This window comes from Gryllotalpicola koreensis (assembly GCF_039538185.1).
Lineage (GTDB): Bacteria > Actinomycetota > Actinomycetes > Actinomycetales > Microbacteriaceae > Gryllotalpicola > Gryllotalpicola koreensis.
The window spans coordinates 371,146-385,551 of record NZ_BAABBW010000003.1 but is presented as its reverse complement, the minus strand read 5'-3'; the positions used below and the strand labels follow the sequence as shown (position 1 = coordinate 385,551).

14 protein-coding genes and 1 riboswitch are annotated in these 14,406 nt (G+C 71.6%); of the genes, 9 read left to right on the top strand and 5 right to left on the bottom strand.

Annotated features, from left to right (window positions below):
- Window positions 1–10 precede the first annotated feature (10 nt).
- The 5 genes from ABD708_RS10340 (at window position 11) to ribH (ending at window position 4,069) form a co-directional block, all read left to right on the top strand.
- A complete protein-coding gene (locus tag ABD708_RS10340; RefSeq protein WP_344754057.1) occupies window positions 11–271 on the top strand; it encodes a hypothetical protein in 261 nt (86 codons plus the stop codon).
- Window positions 272–346: 75 nt separating this feature from the next.
- Window positions 347–474: riboswitch (FMN riboswitch) on the top strand.
- Between the two features lie 67 nt (window positions 475–541).
- Window positions 542–1,579: a bifunctional diaminohydroxyphosphoribosylaminopyrimidine deaminase/5-amino-6-(5-phosphoribosylamino)uracil reductase RibD gene (ribD, locus tag ABD708_RS10335; protein ID WP_344754055.1), complete on the top strand. Its 1,038-nt coding sequence runs from the start codon at window positions 542–544 to the stop codon at window positions 1,577–1,579.
- 12 nt (window positions 1,580–1,591) lie between these two features.
- Window positions 1,592–2,224, top strand: coding sequence for a riboflavin synthase (locus ABD708_RS10330; protein ID WP_344754053.1), 633 nt, complete (start codon window positions 1,592–1,594; stop codon window positions 2,222–2,224).
- Entirely contained in the window at window positions 2,221–3,480 is a 1,260-nt protein-coding gene (ribA, locus tag ABD708_RS10325; RefSeq protein ID WP_344754051.1) for a GTP cyclohydrolase II, read from the top strand. Before ABD708_RS10330 ends, ribA begins: the two co-directional genes overlap by 4 nt.
- Window positions 3,481–3,592: 112 nt before the next feature.
- A complete protein-coding gene (gene ribH / locus ABD708_RS10320; RefSeq protein ID WP_344754049.1) occupies window positions 3,593–4,069 on the top strand; it encodes a 6,7-dimethyl-8-ribityllumazine synthase in 477 nt (158 codons plus the stop codon).
- Window positions 4,070–4,171: 102 nt separating this feature from the next.
- Here ribH and ABD708_RS10315 read toward each other — a convergent pair whose 3' ends face one another.
- Window positions 4,172–4,633 carry a DUF2269 family protein gene (locus ABD708_RS10315; RefSeq protein ID WP_344754047.1) on the bottom strand — a complete coding sequence of 154 codons (462 nt, stop codon included), beginning with the start codon at window positions 4,631–4,633 and terminating at the stop codon, window positions 4,172–4,174.
- A gap of 202 nt (window positions 4,634–4,835) precedes the next feature.
- On the opposite strand from ABD708_RS10315, the gene ABD708_RS10310 reads away from it, so the two are divergent.
- Entirely contained in the window at window positions 4,836–6,242 is a 1,407-nt protein-coding gene (locus ABD708_RS10310) for an MFS transporter (RefSeq protein WP_344754045.1), read from the top strand.
- Window positions 6,243–6,413: 171 nt separating this feature from the next.
- Complete coding sequence (locus ABD708_RS10305; RefSeq protein WP_344754043.1) at window positions 6,414–8,228, top strand: ABC transporter ATP-binding protein; 1,815 nt, start codon at window positions 6,414–6,416, stop codon at window positions 8,226–8,228.
- A 128-nt stretch (window positions 8,229–8,356) separates the two neighbouring features.
- Here the strand turns inward: ABD708_RS10305 and ABD708_RS10300 are convergent, their stop codons facing one another.
- Complete coding sequence (locus tag ABD708_RS10300) at window positions 8,357–8,845, bottom strand: NUDIX hydrolase (protein ID WP_344754041.1); 489 nt, start codon at window positions 8,843–8,845, stop codon at window positions 8,357–8,359.
- 40 nt (window positions 8,846–8,885) lie between these two features.
- Between ABD708_RS10300 and ABD708_RS10295 the strand changes: the two genes are divergently transcribed.
- A complete protein-coding gene (locus ABD708_RS10295; RefSeq protein ID WP_344754039.1) occupies window positions 8,886–10,337 on the top strand; it encodes an aldehyde dehydrogenase (NADP(+)) in 1,452 nt (483 codons plus the stop codon).
- A gap of 16 nt (window positions 10,338–10,353) precedes the next feature.
- On the opposite strand, the gene ABD708_RS10290 is transcribed toward ABD708_RS10295, so the two are convergent.
- Window positions 10,354–11,553: a metal-dependent hydrolase family protein gene (locus ABD708_RS10290; protein WP_344754037.1), complete on the bottom strand. Its 1,200-nt coding sequence runs from the start codon at window positions 11,551–11,553 to the stop codon at window positions 10,354–10,356.
- Between the two features lie 38 nt (window positions 11,554–11,591).
- Between ABD708_RS10290 and ABD708_RS10285 the strand changes: the two genes are divergently transcribed.
- On the top strand, window positions 11,592–12,320 hold the full coding sequence (locus tag ABD708_RS10285) for a creatininase family protein (protein ID WP_344754035.1): 729 nt from the start codon (window positions 11,592–11,594) through the stop codon (window positions 12,318–12,320).
- 28 nt (window positions 12,321–12,348) lie between these two features.
- Here the strand turns inward: ABD708_RS10285 and ABD708_RS10280 are convergent, their stop codons facing one another.
- Window positions 12,349–13,698, bottom strand: coding sequence for an amidohydrolase (locus tag ABD708_RS10280; protein ID WP_344754033.1), 1,350 nt, complete (start codon window positions 13,696–13,698; stop codon window positions 12,349–12,351).
- The gene (deoD, locus tag ABD708_RS10275) at window positions 13,695–14,402 is read right to left on the bottom strand and encodes a purine-nucleoside phosphorylase (protein WP_344754031.1); all 708 of its coding nucleotides are present in this window, start codon (window positions 14,400–14,402) and stop codon (window positions 13,695–13,697) included. Before deoD ends, ABD708_RS10280 begins: the two co-directional genes overlap by 4 nt.
- Window positions 14,403–14,406 lie beyond the last annotated feature (4 nt).

The following is a 14,406-nucleotide window of genomic DNA, read 5'->3' as shown; positions in this document are numbered from 1 at the left end:
CCGTGGCGGCATGAAGGCACCTCTCCGTTCGATGGCCGCGGTCCTCGCCACCGCCGCCCTGGTCGCGCTCGCCGGCTGCGCCGGTGGAGCTCAGGCCGGGCTCTCCGACGAGCACCCGACGCCGACGACGGCGCCGAATGCCCAGCCGGCCCCGGCGATCACCCCCGTTCCCCACACCGCGCTGCCGCTCGGCCACCTCGCCATCAGAAGCGAGCCCGCCCACCGGCTGGAGAAGCTGCCGCCCGGAAGCTTCGCGAAGCGCGCGCGGTGAACTGCGCGGGCATCCGGTCAGGGTGTGACGGATGCCTGCGCGGGGAATACGCCGCGAGGTTATGCTTGTTGGGCAATACGTGCTCCGGGGTCGGTGAGAGTCCGAACCGGCGGTGATAGTCCGCGAGCTGCGTCGCAAGGCGCGGTTGAGCCGGTGGAACTCCGGCACCGACGGTTAAAGTCCGGATGGGAGGCAGCACGGCGCGCCGTCGGCGCGTGATTGTCGCATTCGCGTCACCCCCGGAGCCTGAACAAGGCGGAGGGACGAGAGATGGACGCGACGACGTTCGAGCCGGCGATGCGTCGCGCGCTCGAGCTCGCCGCCCGCGGCCCGGCGCAGGGCGTCAACCCGCGCGTGGGCTGCGTCATCCTCTCCCCCGCAGGCGAGATCATCGCCGAGGGCTGGCACCGCGGCGCGGGCACGGCGCACGCCGAGGTCGACGCCCTCGCACAGCTTCCGAACGGCGCCTCTCGCGGCGCCACCGCCGTCGTCACCCTCGAGCCGTGCAACCACACCGGACGCACCGGTCCGTGCAGCGAGGCTCTCATCTCAGCCGGCGTGGCACGCGTCGTGTTCGGCACGGACGACCCCGGCGCGCGCTCGCGCGGGGGCGCCGACCGCCTGCGCGCCGCCGGCGTCGAGCTGATCGGGGGCGTGCTGCATGAGGAGATCGAGGGATTCCTCGCTGACTGGCTCTTCGCCGAGCGCCACCTGCGCCCGTTCACGACGCTGAAGTGGGCCGCGAGCCTCGACGGCCGCACGGCGGCGGCCGATGGCTCGAGCCGATGGATCACGGGGCCCGTGGCACGCGAGCGCGTGCACGAGCAGCGCGCGGCGGCCGACGCGATCCTCGTCGGCACCGGCACGGTGCTCGCCGACGACCCGAGCCTGACCGCGCGCTGCGCCGACGGCGCGCTGCGCGAGCACCAGCCGGTGCCCGTCGTGGTCGGTCTGCGGGAGATTCCTGACGAGGCCGCGCTGCGCCGGCATCCCCAGTCCCTTATCGCCCTTCGCACCCGCGAGCTGGGTGAGGCGCTGCACGAGCTGCAGCAGCGCGGCATCCGTTCGCTCTATGTCGAAGGCGGCCCGACGCTCGCCAGCGCGCTCGTCGCCGCCGGCCTCGTCGACGAGTACGCGATCTTCCTCGCCCCGACCCTCATCGGCGGACCCCGCACCGCCACCCTCGACCTCGGCGTCGGCTCGATCGACGAGCAGCGCCGCCTGGAACTCCGCAGCGTCGAGCGCCTCGGCGACGACCTGCTGATCACCGCCCGACCCGTCGGCCACGCCGACGAGCCCGGCACGTAAGGAGACATACCCATGTTCACCGGAATCATCGAAGAGATCGGCGAGATCACCCGCGTGCAGCAGCACGGCGACGCCGCCCGCATCACCGTGCGCGGCCCGCTCGCGGTGCAGGGCGCCGCACACGGCGACTCGATCTCGGTCAGCGGCGTGTGTCTCACCGTCGTCGGGCTCGAGCGGGACGAGTTCACCGCCGACGTGATGCGCGAGACGCTCGAGGTCTCGACGCTCGGCAAAGCCGCCATCGGCACGCACGTCAACCTCGAGCGCGCCGCCCAGCTCGGCGACCGGCTCGGCGGGCACATCGTGCAGGGACATGTCGACGGAACCGCCGTCGTGCTCTCGACGCAGGACGGCAGCGCCTGGCGCGTCGTACGCCTCTCGCTCACTCCCGAGCTCGCGCCGCTCGTCGCCCGCAAGGGCTCGATCGCGATCGACGGCACCTCGCTGACGGTTTCGGCCGTTGGCGGGAATGCGCTCGACGGGTACTGGTTCGAGGTGTCGCTGATCCCCGAGACGCTCGCCGCGACGACGCTGGGTGCACGCGCGGCGGGAGACCTCGTCAACCTCGAGACCGACATCGTGGCCAGGCAGGTCGAACGGATGCTTGAATTCCGCGCTCTTGCCGGGCAGGAGGTGCACGCATGAGCATCGGGACGATCCCCGAGGCGATCGCAGCGCTGCGCGCCGGGAAGCCGATCATCGTCGCCGACGACGAGAGCCGCGAGAACGAGGGCGACATCATCATCGCCGCCGAGTTCGCGACCCGGGAATGGCTCGCGTGGATGATCCGCGCCACGAGCGGATTCATCTGCGCGCCCATGACCAACGAGATCGCCGACCGGCTCGAGCTGCCGATCATGGTCGTCGACAACCGCGACCCGCTCGGCACGAACTACACGGTGAGCGTCGATGCGGCCGACCGCGCGTCGACCGGCATCAGCGCCGGCGAGCGCGCGCACACCCTGCGCGTGCTGGCCGACCTCGGCTCGACGCCGGCGGCGCTCAACCGGCCCGGCCACATTCTGCCGCTGCGCGCCGTCGACGGCGGCGTGCGTGCGCGGGGCGGCCACACCGAGGCATCCGTCGATCTCCTGAAGCTGGCGGGGCTCACGCCCGTCGCCGCGATCGGCGAGGTCGTCTCTGAGGACGGCGAGATGGCGCGCCTGCCCGAGCTGATCGCGCTCGGCGAGGCGAAGGACCTGCCCGTCGTGACGATCGCGGCCCTCATCGACTACCTCGACGAGTTCCACGGCGACACCCCGCTCGAGTCGGTCACTGCGATTCCCGAGGCGAGCAGCGTCACCTTCGAGGTCGAGACCACGATCCCGACGACGCACGGCCCCTTCCGGGTGCGCGCCTACCGCGACCGGATGACGGGCGCCGACCACGTCGCGATCATCGCCGGCCAGCCTGCCGAGCACGGAGCGCTCGTGCGGGTGCATTCCGAGTGCCTGACCGGTGAGGCGTTCGGCTCGCTCAAGTGCGAGTGCGGACCGCAGCTGGATGCCGCGCTGGACACCATCCAGCGCGACGGCGGCGTCGTGATCTATCTGCGCGGGCACGAGGGGCGCGGCATCGGGCTCATCAACAAACTGCGCGCTTATCAGCTGCAGGCCGAGGGACTCGACACCCTCGACGCGAACCTCGCCCTGGGGTTGCCTGTGGACGCCCGCGACTACACCGCAGCAGGCGACATTCTGAAGGACCTCGGCGTGGCATCCGTTCGCCTGCTGACCAACAACCCCGACAAGGTGAGCCAGCTCGAGGCGCACGGCATCGCGGTCGACGAGCGCGTGCCGCTCGTCGTCGGAGTCGGGGCACTCAACGCCGGCTACCTCGAGACCAAGCGCGATCGCATGGGGCACCTCATCGAGCGCCTCGGCGTCGACCAGCACCAATAGAACCCACCAGGCTGGTCGAGGATCGGCCTGCGGCCGCGTCTCGAGACCATCGCCAAGCGGCCTCGGGACGCGCGCTGCGCGTGCTCCTCAGCCATCGGAAAGGAAAGCACTCATGGCCGGATCCGGCGCCCCCACCGAGTTCGCCCCGATCGACGCGAGGGGTCTCGACGTCGTCATCGTGGCGGGCACCTGGCACGACGAGATCACCGCCGGCCTCATCGCCGGGGCCGAGCGCGTGCTCGGCGAGTCGGGCGCGACGCACCGGCTCGTGCGCGTGCCGGGCTCCTTCGAGCTGCCGGTCGTGGCGAAGGCGGCGCTCGAGGCCGGCGCCGACGCGGTCGTCGCGCTCGGCGTGATCATCCGCGGAGGCACCCCGCACTTCGAGTACGTCTCGTCGGCGGCCACCGACGGCCTCACGCGCGTCGCGCTCGACACCGGCAAGCCCGTCGGCTTCGGCGTGCTCACCCTCGACGACGAGCAGCAGGGCCTCGACCGCGCCGGCCTGCCCGGCTCGAAGGAGGACAAGGGCGCGGAGGCGGCGCACGCCGCCCTCGCGACGGCGCTCACCCTGCGCGCGCTGCGCGGCTAGGGGCGGCGGGCGGCACATCGAGTACGAAGAAACTGCGCCTATGAGCGCGCCATAACGACATCGTCTCCGTACTCGGCGACGAAGCCCGCGCACCGCGCGCGGTTAGGGCCGAAAGGCCATCAGGATCACGACGACGACCAACAGGATGGTCGTGACGCCGGCGGTCGCCGCGACCGCCGAATAGGCAGCGGGGCGGCGCACCGTCTCGCCCTCGGCCGCAGGCGCGGCGCCCTCGATCTCCTCCGCACCACGACGCAGGTTCGGCACCACGACGAAAGTGCTCAGCACGAACGCCGCCGCATACAGCACGACCGAGAGCCAGACCCAGAGCTCGGTGAACGAGATCTTGTGTCCGCTTCCCTGGGCCGCGCCCATCGCGGCGAAGCCGAGCACGAAGACCAGCAGGGACAGCCAGCTGAAGATCGCCGTCGAGCGGGAGATGTTGACGACCTGCTTCGCGTCGCGCACACGCAGTGCCCGCAGCCCCGTGTGGGGCAGCAACGCCATCGGGCCGATGATGAAGACCGCGAAGATCACATGTAGAGCGCCAAAGACGTTTCCCATGCCGCCCAGCCTAGTGACGCATACGGGCCGTACCCCAGAGCCGCGTGCCGGAGGCGGCGCAGCCCGGGCGTAGAATGTTGTCTTTCGCACCCGCCACAAGCGACTCGACGAAATCCAGATGCCAGAGCTCGCGGTCTGTACCCCGACCGGCATGAGCAGCCACCGGCATCCGTTTTCTCATCTCACGAATCGCACGGGACCCATGTCTGTTTCTGCAACCCTCGAGGCTTCGAACACCGCCGCGGCGAATCCGCGCGGGCGCGTCATCTTGGCAAGCCTCATCGGCACCTCGGTCGAGTTCTACGACTTCTACGCGTACGCGACCGCCGCCGTTCTCGCCTTCCCCACCCTGTTCTTCCCGACCGGCGACCCGACGACCGCGCTGCTCGCAAGCTTCGCGACCTTCGGCGCCGCCATGGTCGCCCGCCCCATCGGCGCGATGTTCTTCGGCCACTTCGGTGACCGCATCGGCCGCAAGGGCACCCTGGTCGCGTCGCTGCTCACGATGGGCATCGCGACGTTCCTGATCGGATTCCTGCCCACCTATGCCGCCATCGGCTGGTGGGCGACCCTCATGCTGATCATCCTGCGCCTCGCGCAGGGCTTCGCCCTCGGCGGCGAATGGTCAGGCGCCGCGCTCATCGCGACCGAGAACGCCCCGGCGGGCCGCCGCGGCTGGTGGGGCACCTTCCCGCAGCTCGGTGCGCCCATCGGATTCATCATCGCGAACCTCGTGTTCCTCGTGATCAACACGATCTGGCCCGGCTCGTTCCTCGCCTGGGGCTGGCGGGTGCCGTTCTTCTTCTCCGCCCTCATGGTGATCATCGGCCTGTGGGTGCGCCTGCGCCTCGTCGAGTCGCGCACCTTCCAGAAGGCGGTCAAGGCCGAGGCGATCGTGAAGCTGCCGCTCGGGTCGCTGCTGCGCAGGAACTGGAAGGGCGTCGTGCTCGGCACCTTCTACATGCTCGCGACCTACGTCGTCTTCTACCTCATGACGACGTTCACGCTGAGCTACGGCACCCGGCTGCCCGCGCACGCCGCAGCGGCCGCGGCGAAGACCGCGGGCACGCCGTTCGACGCCGCGTCGTACGTGCCCGGCCTCGGCATCCCGTATACCCACTTCGTGCTCATGCAGATCCTCGGCGTGATCTTCTTCGGCGTCTTCACACTGATCTCGGGCCCGATCGCCGACACGATCGGCCGCAAGAAACTGCTCATCGGCGTCACGGTCGCCATCATCCTGTTCGGCTTCACCTTCGAGCTGTTCCTCGCACCGCGCGCGGACGCCACCTTCGAGGGAGCGCTCGTGCAAGCCTTCCTCACGATCGGCTTCACCCTGATGGGCATCACCTTCGGGCCGATGGGCGCGCTGCTGCCCGAGCTGTTCCCGACGAATGTGCGCTACACGGGCTCGGGCGTCGCATACAACATCTCGTCGATCCTCGGCGCGGCGCTCGCGCCGATCATCGCGGTGGCGCTCTGGGGCGCGGCATCCGGCCGCACCTGGCTCGTGGGCGTCTACCTGTCGGCGATGGGCGTGCTGACGCTGATCGCCCTGATCATCGGGCGCGAGACGAAGGACGTCGAGTTCCACGACCAGCTCCAGTAGCTCGGTCGGCTCCTCGTCTCCCGTCTCTCTCCCCCCGTGCAAAACTCAGGGGCGTTTGCTGACGGGCTCGTCGTCGGCGCGGAATTCCGCGCTCGGCAGGGCCCGCGGAGAGCATCGCCCCTGAGTTTTGCGCAGGGGGCACCCAAGCCGGAAACCTAGAATCAGCTCGCCATGAGTGACGCAGCCGAGACCCCCGCCAGACCCGCACGTCGAGGCTTCGGCCGCCGCTCCCCCGGCGACGGGCCGCGCGCCTCGTTCCGCCAGCTGCTGCCCTACCTGCTCGAGCACCGCCGCGTGCTCGTGTGGGTCATCGTGCTCTCGGTGCTCGGGGCGGCCGCGTCGCTCGCGCAGCCGCTGCTCGTCAACCAAGTGATCACCCGGGTCCAGCACGCGAGCCCGCTCGGTTGGCTGGTCTTCGCGCTCGTCGGGCTGGTGGTCGTGGCCGGCCTGCTGTCGGGCTACCAGCACTACCTGCTGCAGCGCACCGGCGAGGGCGTCGTGCTCTCGTCGCGCCGCCGGCTCGTCGCCCGGCTGCTGAATCTGCCGATCTCGGAGTTCGACCAGCGCCGCACCGGCGATCTGGTCAGCCGCGTCGGCGCCGACACCACCGCGCTGCGCGCCGTGCTCACGCAGGGGCTCATCGATGCCATCGGCGGCGCGCTCACCTTCATCGGCGCGCTCGTCGGCATGCTCATCATCGACCCAGTGCTGCTCGGACTCACGGTGCTCGTCATCGCGGTGTCGGTGATCGTCGTCGTGCTGCTTTCCGGGCGCATCCGCGAGGCATCCGCTCAGGCTCAGAAGAAGGTCGGCGACCTGACCGCGGCGGTCGAGCGGGCGATCACCTCGGTGCGCACCATCCGCGCCGCCGGAGCCACCGGTCGCGAGATCGCCGCCGTCGACCGCGATGCGGAGGGCGCATGGCGCATGGGCATCCAGGTCGCGCGGATCTCCGCGATGGTCGTGCCCGTCGCCGGCATCGCCCTGCAGGTGTCGTTCCTGGTCGTGCTCGGCATCGGCGGCTACCGGGTCGCGTCGGGAGCCATCTCGGTGGCATCCCTCGTGACCTTCATCATCTTCCTGTTCATGATGGTCATGCCGCTCGGCAACGCCTTCGGCGCGATCACCTCGGTGAACTCGGCGCTCGGCGCGCTCGGCCGCATCGAGGAGATCATCGCGCTGCCCGGCGAGGACGCCCGCGATTCGCACGCCGCCTCGGTGGGCGACGAGAGGGCGGATGCCCCGGCCATCGCCTTCGACGGGGTGTCGTTCGGCTACCCAGCGCTCCCGGGCGAGAGCGAGTCGACGCCGGTGCTGCGCGGGGTGTCGTTCTCCGTTCCGCGGGGGAAGCGCACCGCGCTCGTCGGTCCGTCGGGCGCCGGCAAGTCCACCTCGCTCGCGCTCATCGAGCGGTTCTACGACCCGACGGACGGCGTGATCCGCATCGGCGGCGTGGACATCGCCGCGCTGCCGCGCGACGAGCTGCGGGCGCAGCTCGGCTACGTCGAGCAGGATGCCCCGGCGCTCGCCGGCTCGCTGCGCGACAACCTTCGGCTCGCCGCGCCGTCGGCGTCGGACGACGACTGCCGCCGCGTGCTCGAGGCCGTCAACCTCGGCGAGGTGCTCGCCCGCTCGCCGCTCGGGCTCGACGCGCCCGTCGGCGAGGAGGGCGTGATGCTCTCCGGCGGCGAGCGCCAGCGGCTCGCGATCGCGCGGGCGCTGCTGGCCGCTCCCCCGATCCTGCTGCTCGACGAGTCGACCTCGTCGCTCGACGGCCGCAACGAGCAGCTCATGCGCGAGGCGATCGACGCCGTCGCCGAGGACCGCACGATGATCGTGATCGCGCACCGCCTCTCGACGGTAGTGGATTCCGACCAGATCGTGGTCCTCGACCACGGCGAGGTCGTCGGCGTCGGGACGCACTCGGAGCTGGTGGCATCCGTGCCCCTGTACCGCGAGCTGGCGAAGCACCAGCTGCTGGTGTGAATGGCGCCCGGCGACGCCAAGAGTTCCCGATCGGCGCGATTGCACCCTGCGCATCGGACGTATTCGCGCCGATTGGCCGCACTCGCGTCGGATCGCTGCCCGGGACGGCGCCGTGATGCGCGTGTTCGTCAGGACGAGCGCTGGAAGCGCGCCGCCACCTCGTCGGCGAGCGCGACCCGGATCCGCTCCAGGTGCTCCTCGCGCATCTCGGGCAGGGCGCCCGGCCGGAACCAGCCCGCCTCGGTGTTCTCGCCGTCGGCGGGGAACGGCTCGCCGGAGACGTAGCGGCACAGGAACGTCAGATCGAGGTAGCGCGAGCGGTCGCCGTTCTCGTAGACGACCACGCGGTCCTCGACGTGCACACGGGCGAGCCGCTCGGCGACCGCCACGATGTCCGCCTCCTCGAGAACCTCGCGCTCGGCGGCGACAGCGGGTGGCTCGCCGGGGTCGATGATGCCGGTCACCGCGGTCCAGGCGCCGTTGTCGGCGCGCTTGACCAGCAGCACCTCTCGGTCATCGCCCGAACCGCGCACGACGACCGCGGTGATGCCCGAGAGCCAGAGCTCATCGTTGCCGACCTTCTCACGCAGGCGCAGGACGAATTCGGGGGTCGGCATCGCCCCAGACTATCGACCGCCTTCGCCGTAGGGTGGAACGGTGACCGACACCCAGGCGCTCACCGTTGACGCCGCCGTTTCTGCTGCCCAGACCGCCTTCGAAGCCGCCCGCGATGTGCCGCCCACCACGCGCCAGGCCTGGCTCGACGCCGTCGCCGACGCGATCGAGGCGAGCGCCGACGATCTCATCGCCCTGGCGCACGACGAGACGCACCTGCCGGTCGGCCGGCTCACCGGCGAGCTGACCCGCACCGCGTTCCAGCTGCGCCTGCTCGGCGCCGAGGCCGCGAGCGGCGCGCCGTTCGGCGCCACGATCGACCACGCCGACCCAGGCTGGGGCATGGGTCCGCGCCCCGATCTGCGCCGCGTCGGCGAGCCGCTCGGCGTCGTCGGCGTCTTCGGCGCCTCCAACTTCCCCTTCGCGTTCAGCGTGCTCGGCGGGGACAGCGCGGCGGGCCTCGCCGCGGGCTGTGCCGTCGTGCACAAGGCGCACCCCGCGCACGAGCGCCTCGCCCGCGCGACCGCGCGCATCGCCACCGAGGCGCTCGCCGCCGCCGGCGCCCCCGACGGCCTGTTCTCGCTGGTCGAGGGCCGCGACGCCGGCACCGAGCTCGTGCAGCACCCCCGGGTCAAGGCGATCGGATTCACCGGCTCGACCGCGGGGGGCCTCGCGCTTGCCAAGCTCGCCGCGCAGCGGCCGGAGCCGATCCCCTTCTACGGAGAGCTCGGCAGCACGAATCCCGTCTTCGTCACGCCCGCCGCATGGGCCGCCCGCCGCGACGCGATCCTCGCGGGCTACGTCGGCTCGTTCACGCTCGGCATGGGCCAGTTCTGCACGAAGCCCGGCTTCCTCGTCATCCCGGCCGGCGAGCGCGACGCGCTCGTGAAGGGATTGACGGATGCCGCACCCGTGCCGCCGCACGCGATGCTCTCCCCCGGCCTGCGCGACGCGTTCGAGCGCTCCCGCGACGAGCTCGTGGGCGCCCCGGGCTTCGAGCTGATCGCGACGCTGCCGGGGTCCGACGACGCGCCAGAGGCGACCGTGCTGCGGGCATCCGCCGATGCCGTCATCGCGAACCCCGAGCTGCTCGAGCACGAGATGTTCGGCCCCGCGAGCGTCGTCATCGAATACGAGACGCCCGAGCAGCTGGTGGCCGTCGCCGAGCACATCGGCGGCCAGCTCACGGCAGGGGTGCACGCCGAGGACGGCGACGATGTCGCGGCCCTGCTGCGCACCCTTGCCGCGCACGCGGGCCGCGTGCTGTGGAACGGCTGGCCGACCGGCGTCACCGTGAGCTACGCACAGCAGCACGGCGGTCCGTTCCCGGCGACCACGGCGCCCGCCACGACCTCGGTCGGCACGGCGGCGATCGCGCGCTTCCTGCGCCCGGTCGCCTACCAGGACGTTCCGGATGCCGCGCTGCCCGCACCTCTCCAAGAGGCGAACCCCTGGGGCATCGCCCGCCGCGTCGACGGCGTCAGCTCGCGCTGACCGGAGAGGGCACCGCTCAGCCGGGCAGCCGGCCGTGCACGAGGCGCCCGCGAGAGACGACCGCGACGATGTTCTCCACCCGGAGGTCGTCGATCGATTCCCATGGCCGCCCACGCAGCACGACGAGGTCGGCCGGCAGGCCGGGCTCCAGGCGGCCGAGGTCGTCGCGGCCGATGGTGCGCGCGGCGCGGACGGTGGCGGCCTGCAGCGCACGCTCAGGGCCGTAGCCGAGGATCCGCGCCATCTCGCGCACCTCGGTCATCTGCTCGCCGAACTCGACGTGGAAGCCGTTCGCGTCGGTGCCGAGCACGAACTCGACGCCGAGGCCGACGGCGGCGCGCAGCAGTGCGTCCCGGGATGCGACGAGCTCCTGAGCCTTGCCCGCCTGCTCCTCGTTCGCGCCAACGCCCTGCGCGATGCGGTCGTTGATGAGCAGCGTCGGCGCCACGGTGATGCCCGCGGCGGCGATGCGCCTGGCCTGCGCCTCGGGCAGCACCGTGGCGTGCTCGATCGAGTCGACGCCGTGATCGAGGGCGATATCGACGCCCTCGGGCGTATGGGCGTGCGCGGCGACGCGCATCCCGAGCGCGTGCGCCTCGTCGACGATCGCCGCGATCTCCTCGCCGGTGTGGTTGCGCCAGGCGGCTTTGTCGCCGACCGAGAGCACGCCGCCGCTCGTCGCGATCTTGATGCCGTCGGCGCCGGCGCGCGCCCAGTGCCGCACCAGGGCGCGGCACGCGTCCGGGCCGTCGGCCACGGGCCCGCGCGTCTCGACCGCGGGCGGGGTGAACAGGTCGCCGTGGCCGCCCGTCATGCTCACCATGCCGTGCGCGAGCACCCGGGGCCCCTCGACGACCCCCGCGTCGAGCCCGCGGCGCAGCGAGAACTGGATGTCGTCGGCCGACAGGTCCCGCAGCGTGGTCACTCCACCGGCGAGCGCGCGCCGGGCGTGGGCGAGCCCGTGCAGCACCCGCTCCTCCGGCCTCGTCACGAGCGGCCAGGTCAGGAAGCCCGACGGCGTCGCGCTCGCGTTGCCGATCAGGTGTACATGGGTGTCGATGAGTCCGGGGATGACGCTGAGGCCGCTGTCGACGCCCGCCTGGGCGATCGACTCGACCACCCCTTCCGTCGCCCCGGCCGTGACGGTCAGCGTGCTCAGCCCGCGCGCGGCGGTGCCGTCCCAGAGCTGCACGCCCTCGATCGTGATGGTGGTCATGCGTTCAACGTCTCCTCTGCGCGCATTAGCCTGAAATCGTGCTCGATGCCTATCGCTCCGCCTGGACCGATGTCGCCGCCCACCTGCGCGGCACCCCTATCGCGATCCTGCCATTCGGGGCGCTGGAGCAGCACGGCCCCCAGCTGCCGCTCGGCACCGACACCGCGACGGCGACGGAGGTCGCCCGCCGGCTCGCCGAGCGGCTGGACGCGGTGCTGCTGCCGCCCATCCACTACGGCGACACCTGGAACAACGCGGGCTACCCGGGCACGCTCTCGCTGTCGCCCGCCACGGTGACGGCGATCGCCGTCGATCTGGGTCGGGCCCTCGCCGACTCCGGCGCCGAGCTGTTCGTCGTGGTCAACGGCGACTGGGGCAACCGCAACCCGCTCGCCGCCGCGATGCGCACGCTCGCCGTGGAGGGCCGGCTGCGCGCGATCGCCCTCGACTACCCGGGCATGGATGCGGCGATCGAGGCGGTGCGCGAGAGCCGCGGCGCCGCTCCGGGCCTCAACCACGCGGAGGAGGCGGAGACCTCGATCATGCTGGCGATCGATCCCGACGCCGTGCACCCGGACCGGTTCGCGCCGAGCTACCCGGTGTTCCCGAGCGACTTCGGCACGCGGCCCATGCAGCTGCACCCGTTCTCGGAGTCGGGGGTGTTCGGCGACCCGTCGAGAGCGACCGCGGCGAAGGGCGAGCGCATCCTCGCGGAGACGGTCGAGGCATCCCTCGCCGTCCTCGCGGATCTGCTGCCTCATCGCTGAGCGGCGCACTGCGGCGCCCTGCCGCGCGTCACGCGTTGTAGTCCTGGATGCTGCGGCCGTGGCTGCGATCGGTGAGCCGTGGCAGCCGCGGCGCGATCTCTGCGACGAGGCCCGGCACATCCACGGTGAGCAGCTTGCGGCCGCGCATCAGCACCCGGCCGTCGACGATCGTGGTGTCGATGTCGTCCGAGTGGGCGCTGTAGACGAGCGTCGCCGCGAGGTCGTGCACGGGCTGCGTGCGCGGCCCGGACAGGTCGACGAGCAGCAGGTCGGCGCGATAGCCGGCTTCCAGCCGGCCCAGATCGTCGCCCCGTCCGATCGCCCGGGCGCTCTGCACGGTGGCGTGCTCGAGCACATCGCGCGCGGAGAGGAACGCCTGGTCGCGCTCCACGGCCTTCTGCACCAGCGCGAAGGCCGTCATGGTCTCCCACATGTCGACCGTGTTGTTGGATGCCGCACCGTCGGTCGCGAGTCCGACCGGTACGCCCGCGGCGCGCAGCAGCCGCACCGGTGTGGTGTCGGTGCCGTGCTTGAGGTATCCCTTCGCGGCGGACCCCACGCCCACGCGCCCCGCGGCGAGCGTCGCGACGTCCTCGGGAACAATGCCGATGCCGTGTGCGATGAGCAGGCGGGCCTCGAACAGGCCGGCCCGGTGCAGCACCTCGATGGGCGTGACGCCCTCGCGGTCGATGCTGTGCTTGGTCTGGATGCGGCTCTCGGAGGCGTGGATGTGGACGGGCAGGTCGTGATCGAGGGCGGCGAGCGCCGTCGCCACCAGGTCCTCGTGCCCGACGGTGTAAGGGGCATGCGGCGCGAGCGCCGTCGTGATGCGGCCGCCCGCTTTGCCGCCCCAGCTCTCCGCGAAGGCAAGGCCGCGCTCCAGCCCGGCCGGACCGTCCGAGGAGAAGTAGGTGAGGCCGAGCAGGGCGCGCAGCCCGCTCTCGTCGGTGGAGCGCGCGATCTGCTCCATGCCGAAGTAGTGGTCGGCGAAGGTGGTCGTTCCGGTGGAGATCATCTCGGCCGCGGCGAGGCGCGCGCCGAGCTCGATGTCGTCGTCGGTGAGGTTCACCTCCATCGGCCAGATGTACTCGTTGAACCAGCGCTCCTCGCTGACGTCCTCGGCGACGCCGCGGAACAGCACCATGGGCGAGTGGGCGTGGCAGTTGATGAGGCCCGGCATCGCGACCATGCCGTGCGCGTCGATCGTCTCGAGCGCCGGCACCGGCTCGCCGGTCGGCTGCACCGCCTCGATGACGCCGCCGCGCACCACCACGTCGTGGTCGGGCAGGAAGTGCACGCCGTCGGCTTCGCTGTAGGCGAGCACGACGGCGCCGCGCACGACCAGGTCGGCGGGCGGGGGTGTCGGCGTCTCGGTCATGACTGCAGCGCCGCGATCGCGACCTCGACCGCCCGGCCGAAGGTCTTCTCCCGCTCCTCCGAGGTCATCTCCTCTGACTTGAACACGTGGTCGCTCACCGTGCCGACCATGAGAGTCTGGAATCCCTCGACCGCGCCTACCGTGTACAGCGCCGCGGCCTCCATCTCGACGGCGAGCGTGCCCATGGCGATGAGCTTCGCCACCGTGTCGTTCTCGGGCTGATAGAACGCATCCGTGGTGAAGATCGGCCCGACGTGCAGGCGGATGCCGGCCGTCTCGGCGTGCTCGACCGCTGCGCGCAGCAGCGAGAAGGTCGGCGCGGCGCTGAAGCTCACCCCCGGCACCCGGCGCGCGGCCATCGCCGAGTCCGTGTGCGCGGAGGAGGCGGCGATGACGTCGCCGAGCTCGAGGAAGTCCTGCGCGCCGCCCATGGTGCCGACGCGCACGATTCGCCGCACACCGTAGGCACGTGCGAGCTCTGTGGCGTAGATCGTGACGGAGGGCGAGCCCATTCCCGAGGCCATCACCGAGATCGGCCGGCCGCCGATGGTGCCGGTGTAGCCGAGGATGCCGCGCACCTCGGTGACGAGGCGCGGGGCATCGAAGTACGTCTCGGCGATCAGCTTCGCGCGACGCGGGTCGCCCGGCATGATCACGTCGGCGGCGAAGTCGCCCTCCTGGGCGGCGATGTGGGGCGTGGGCATGCGA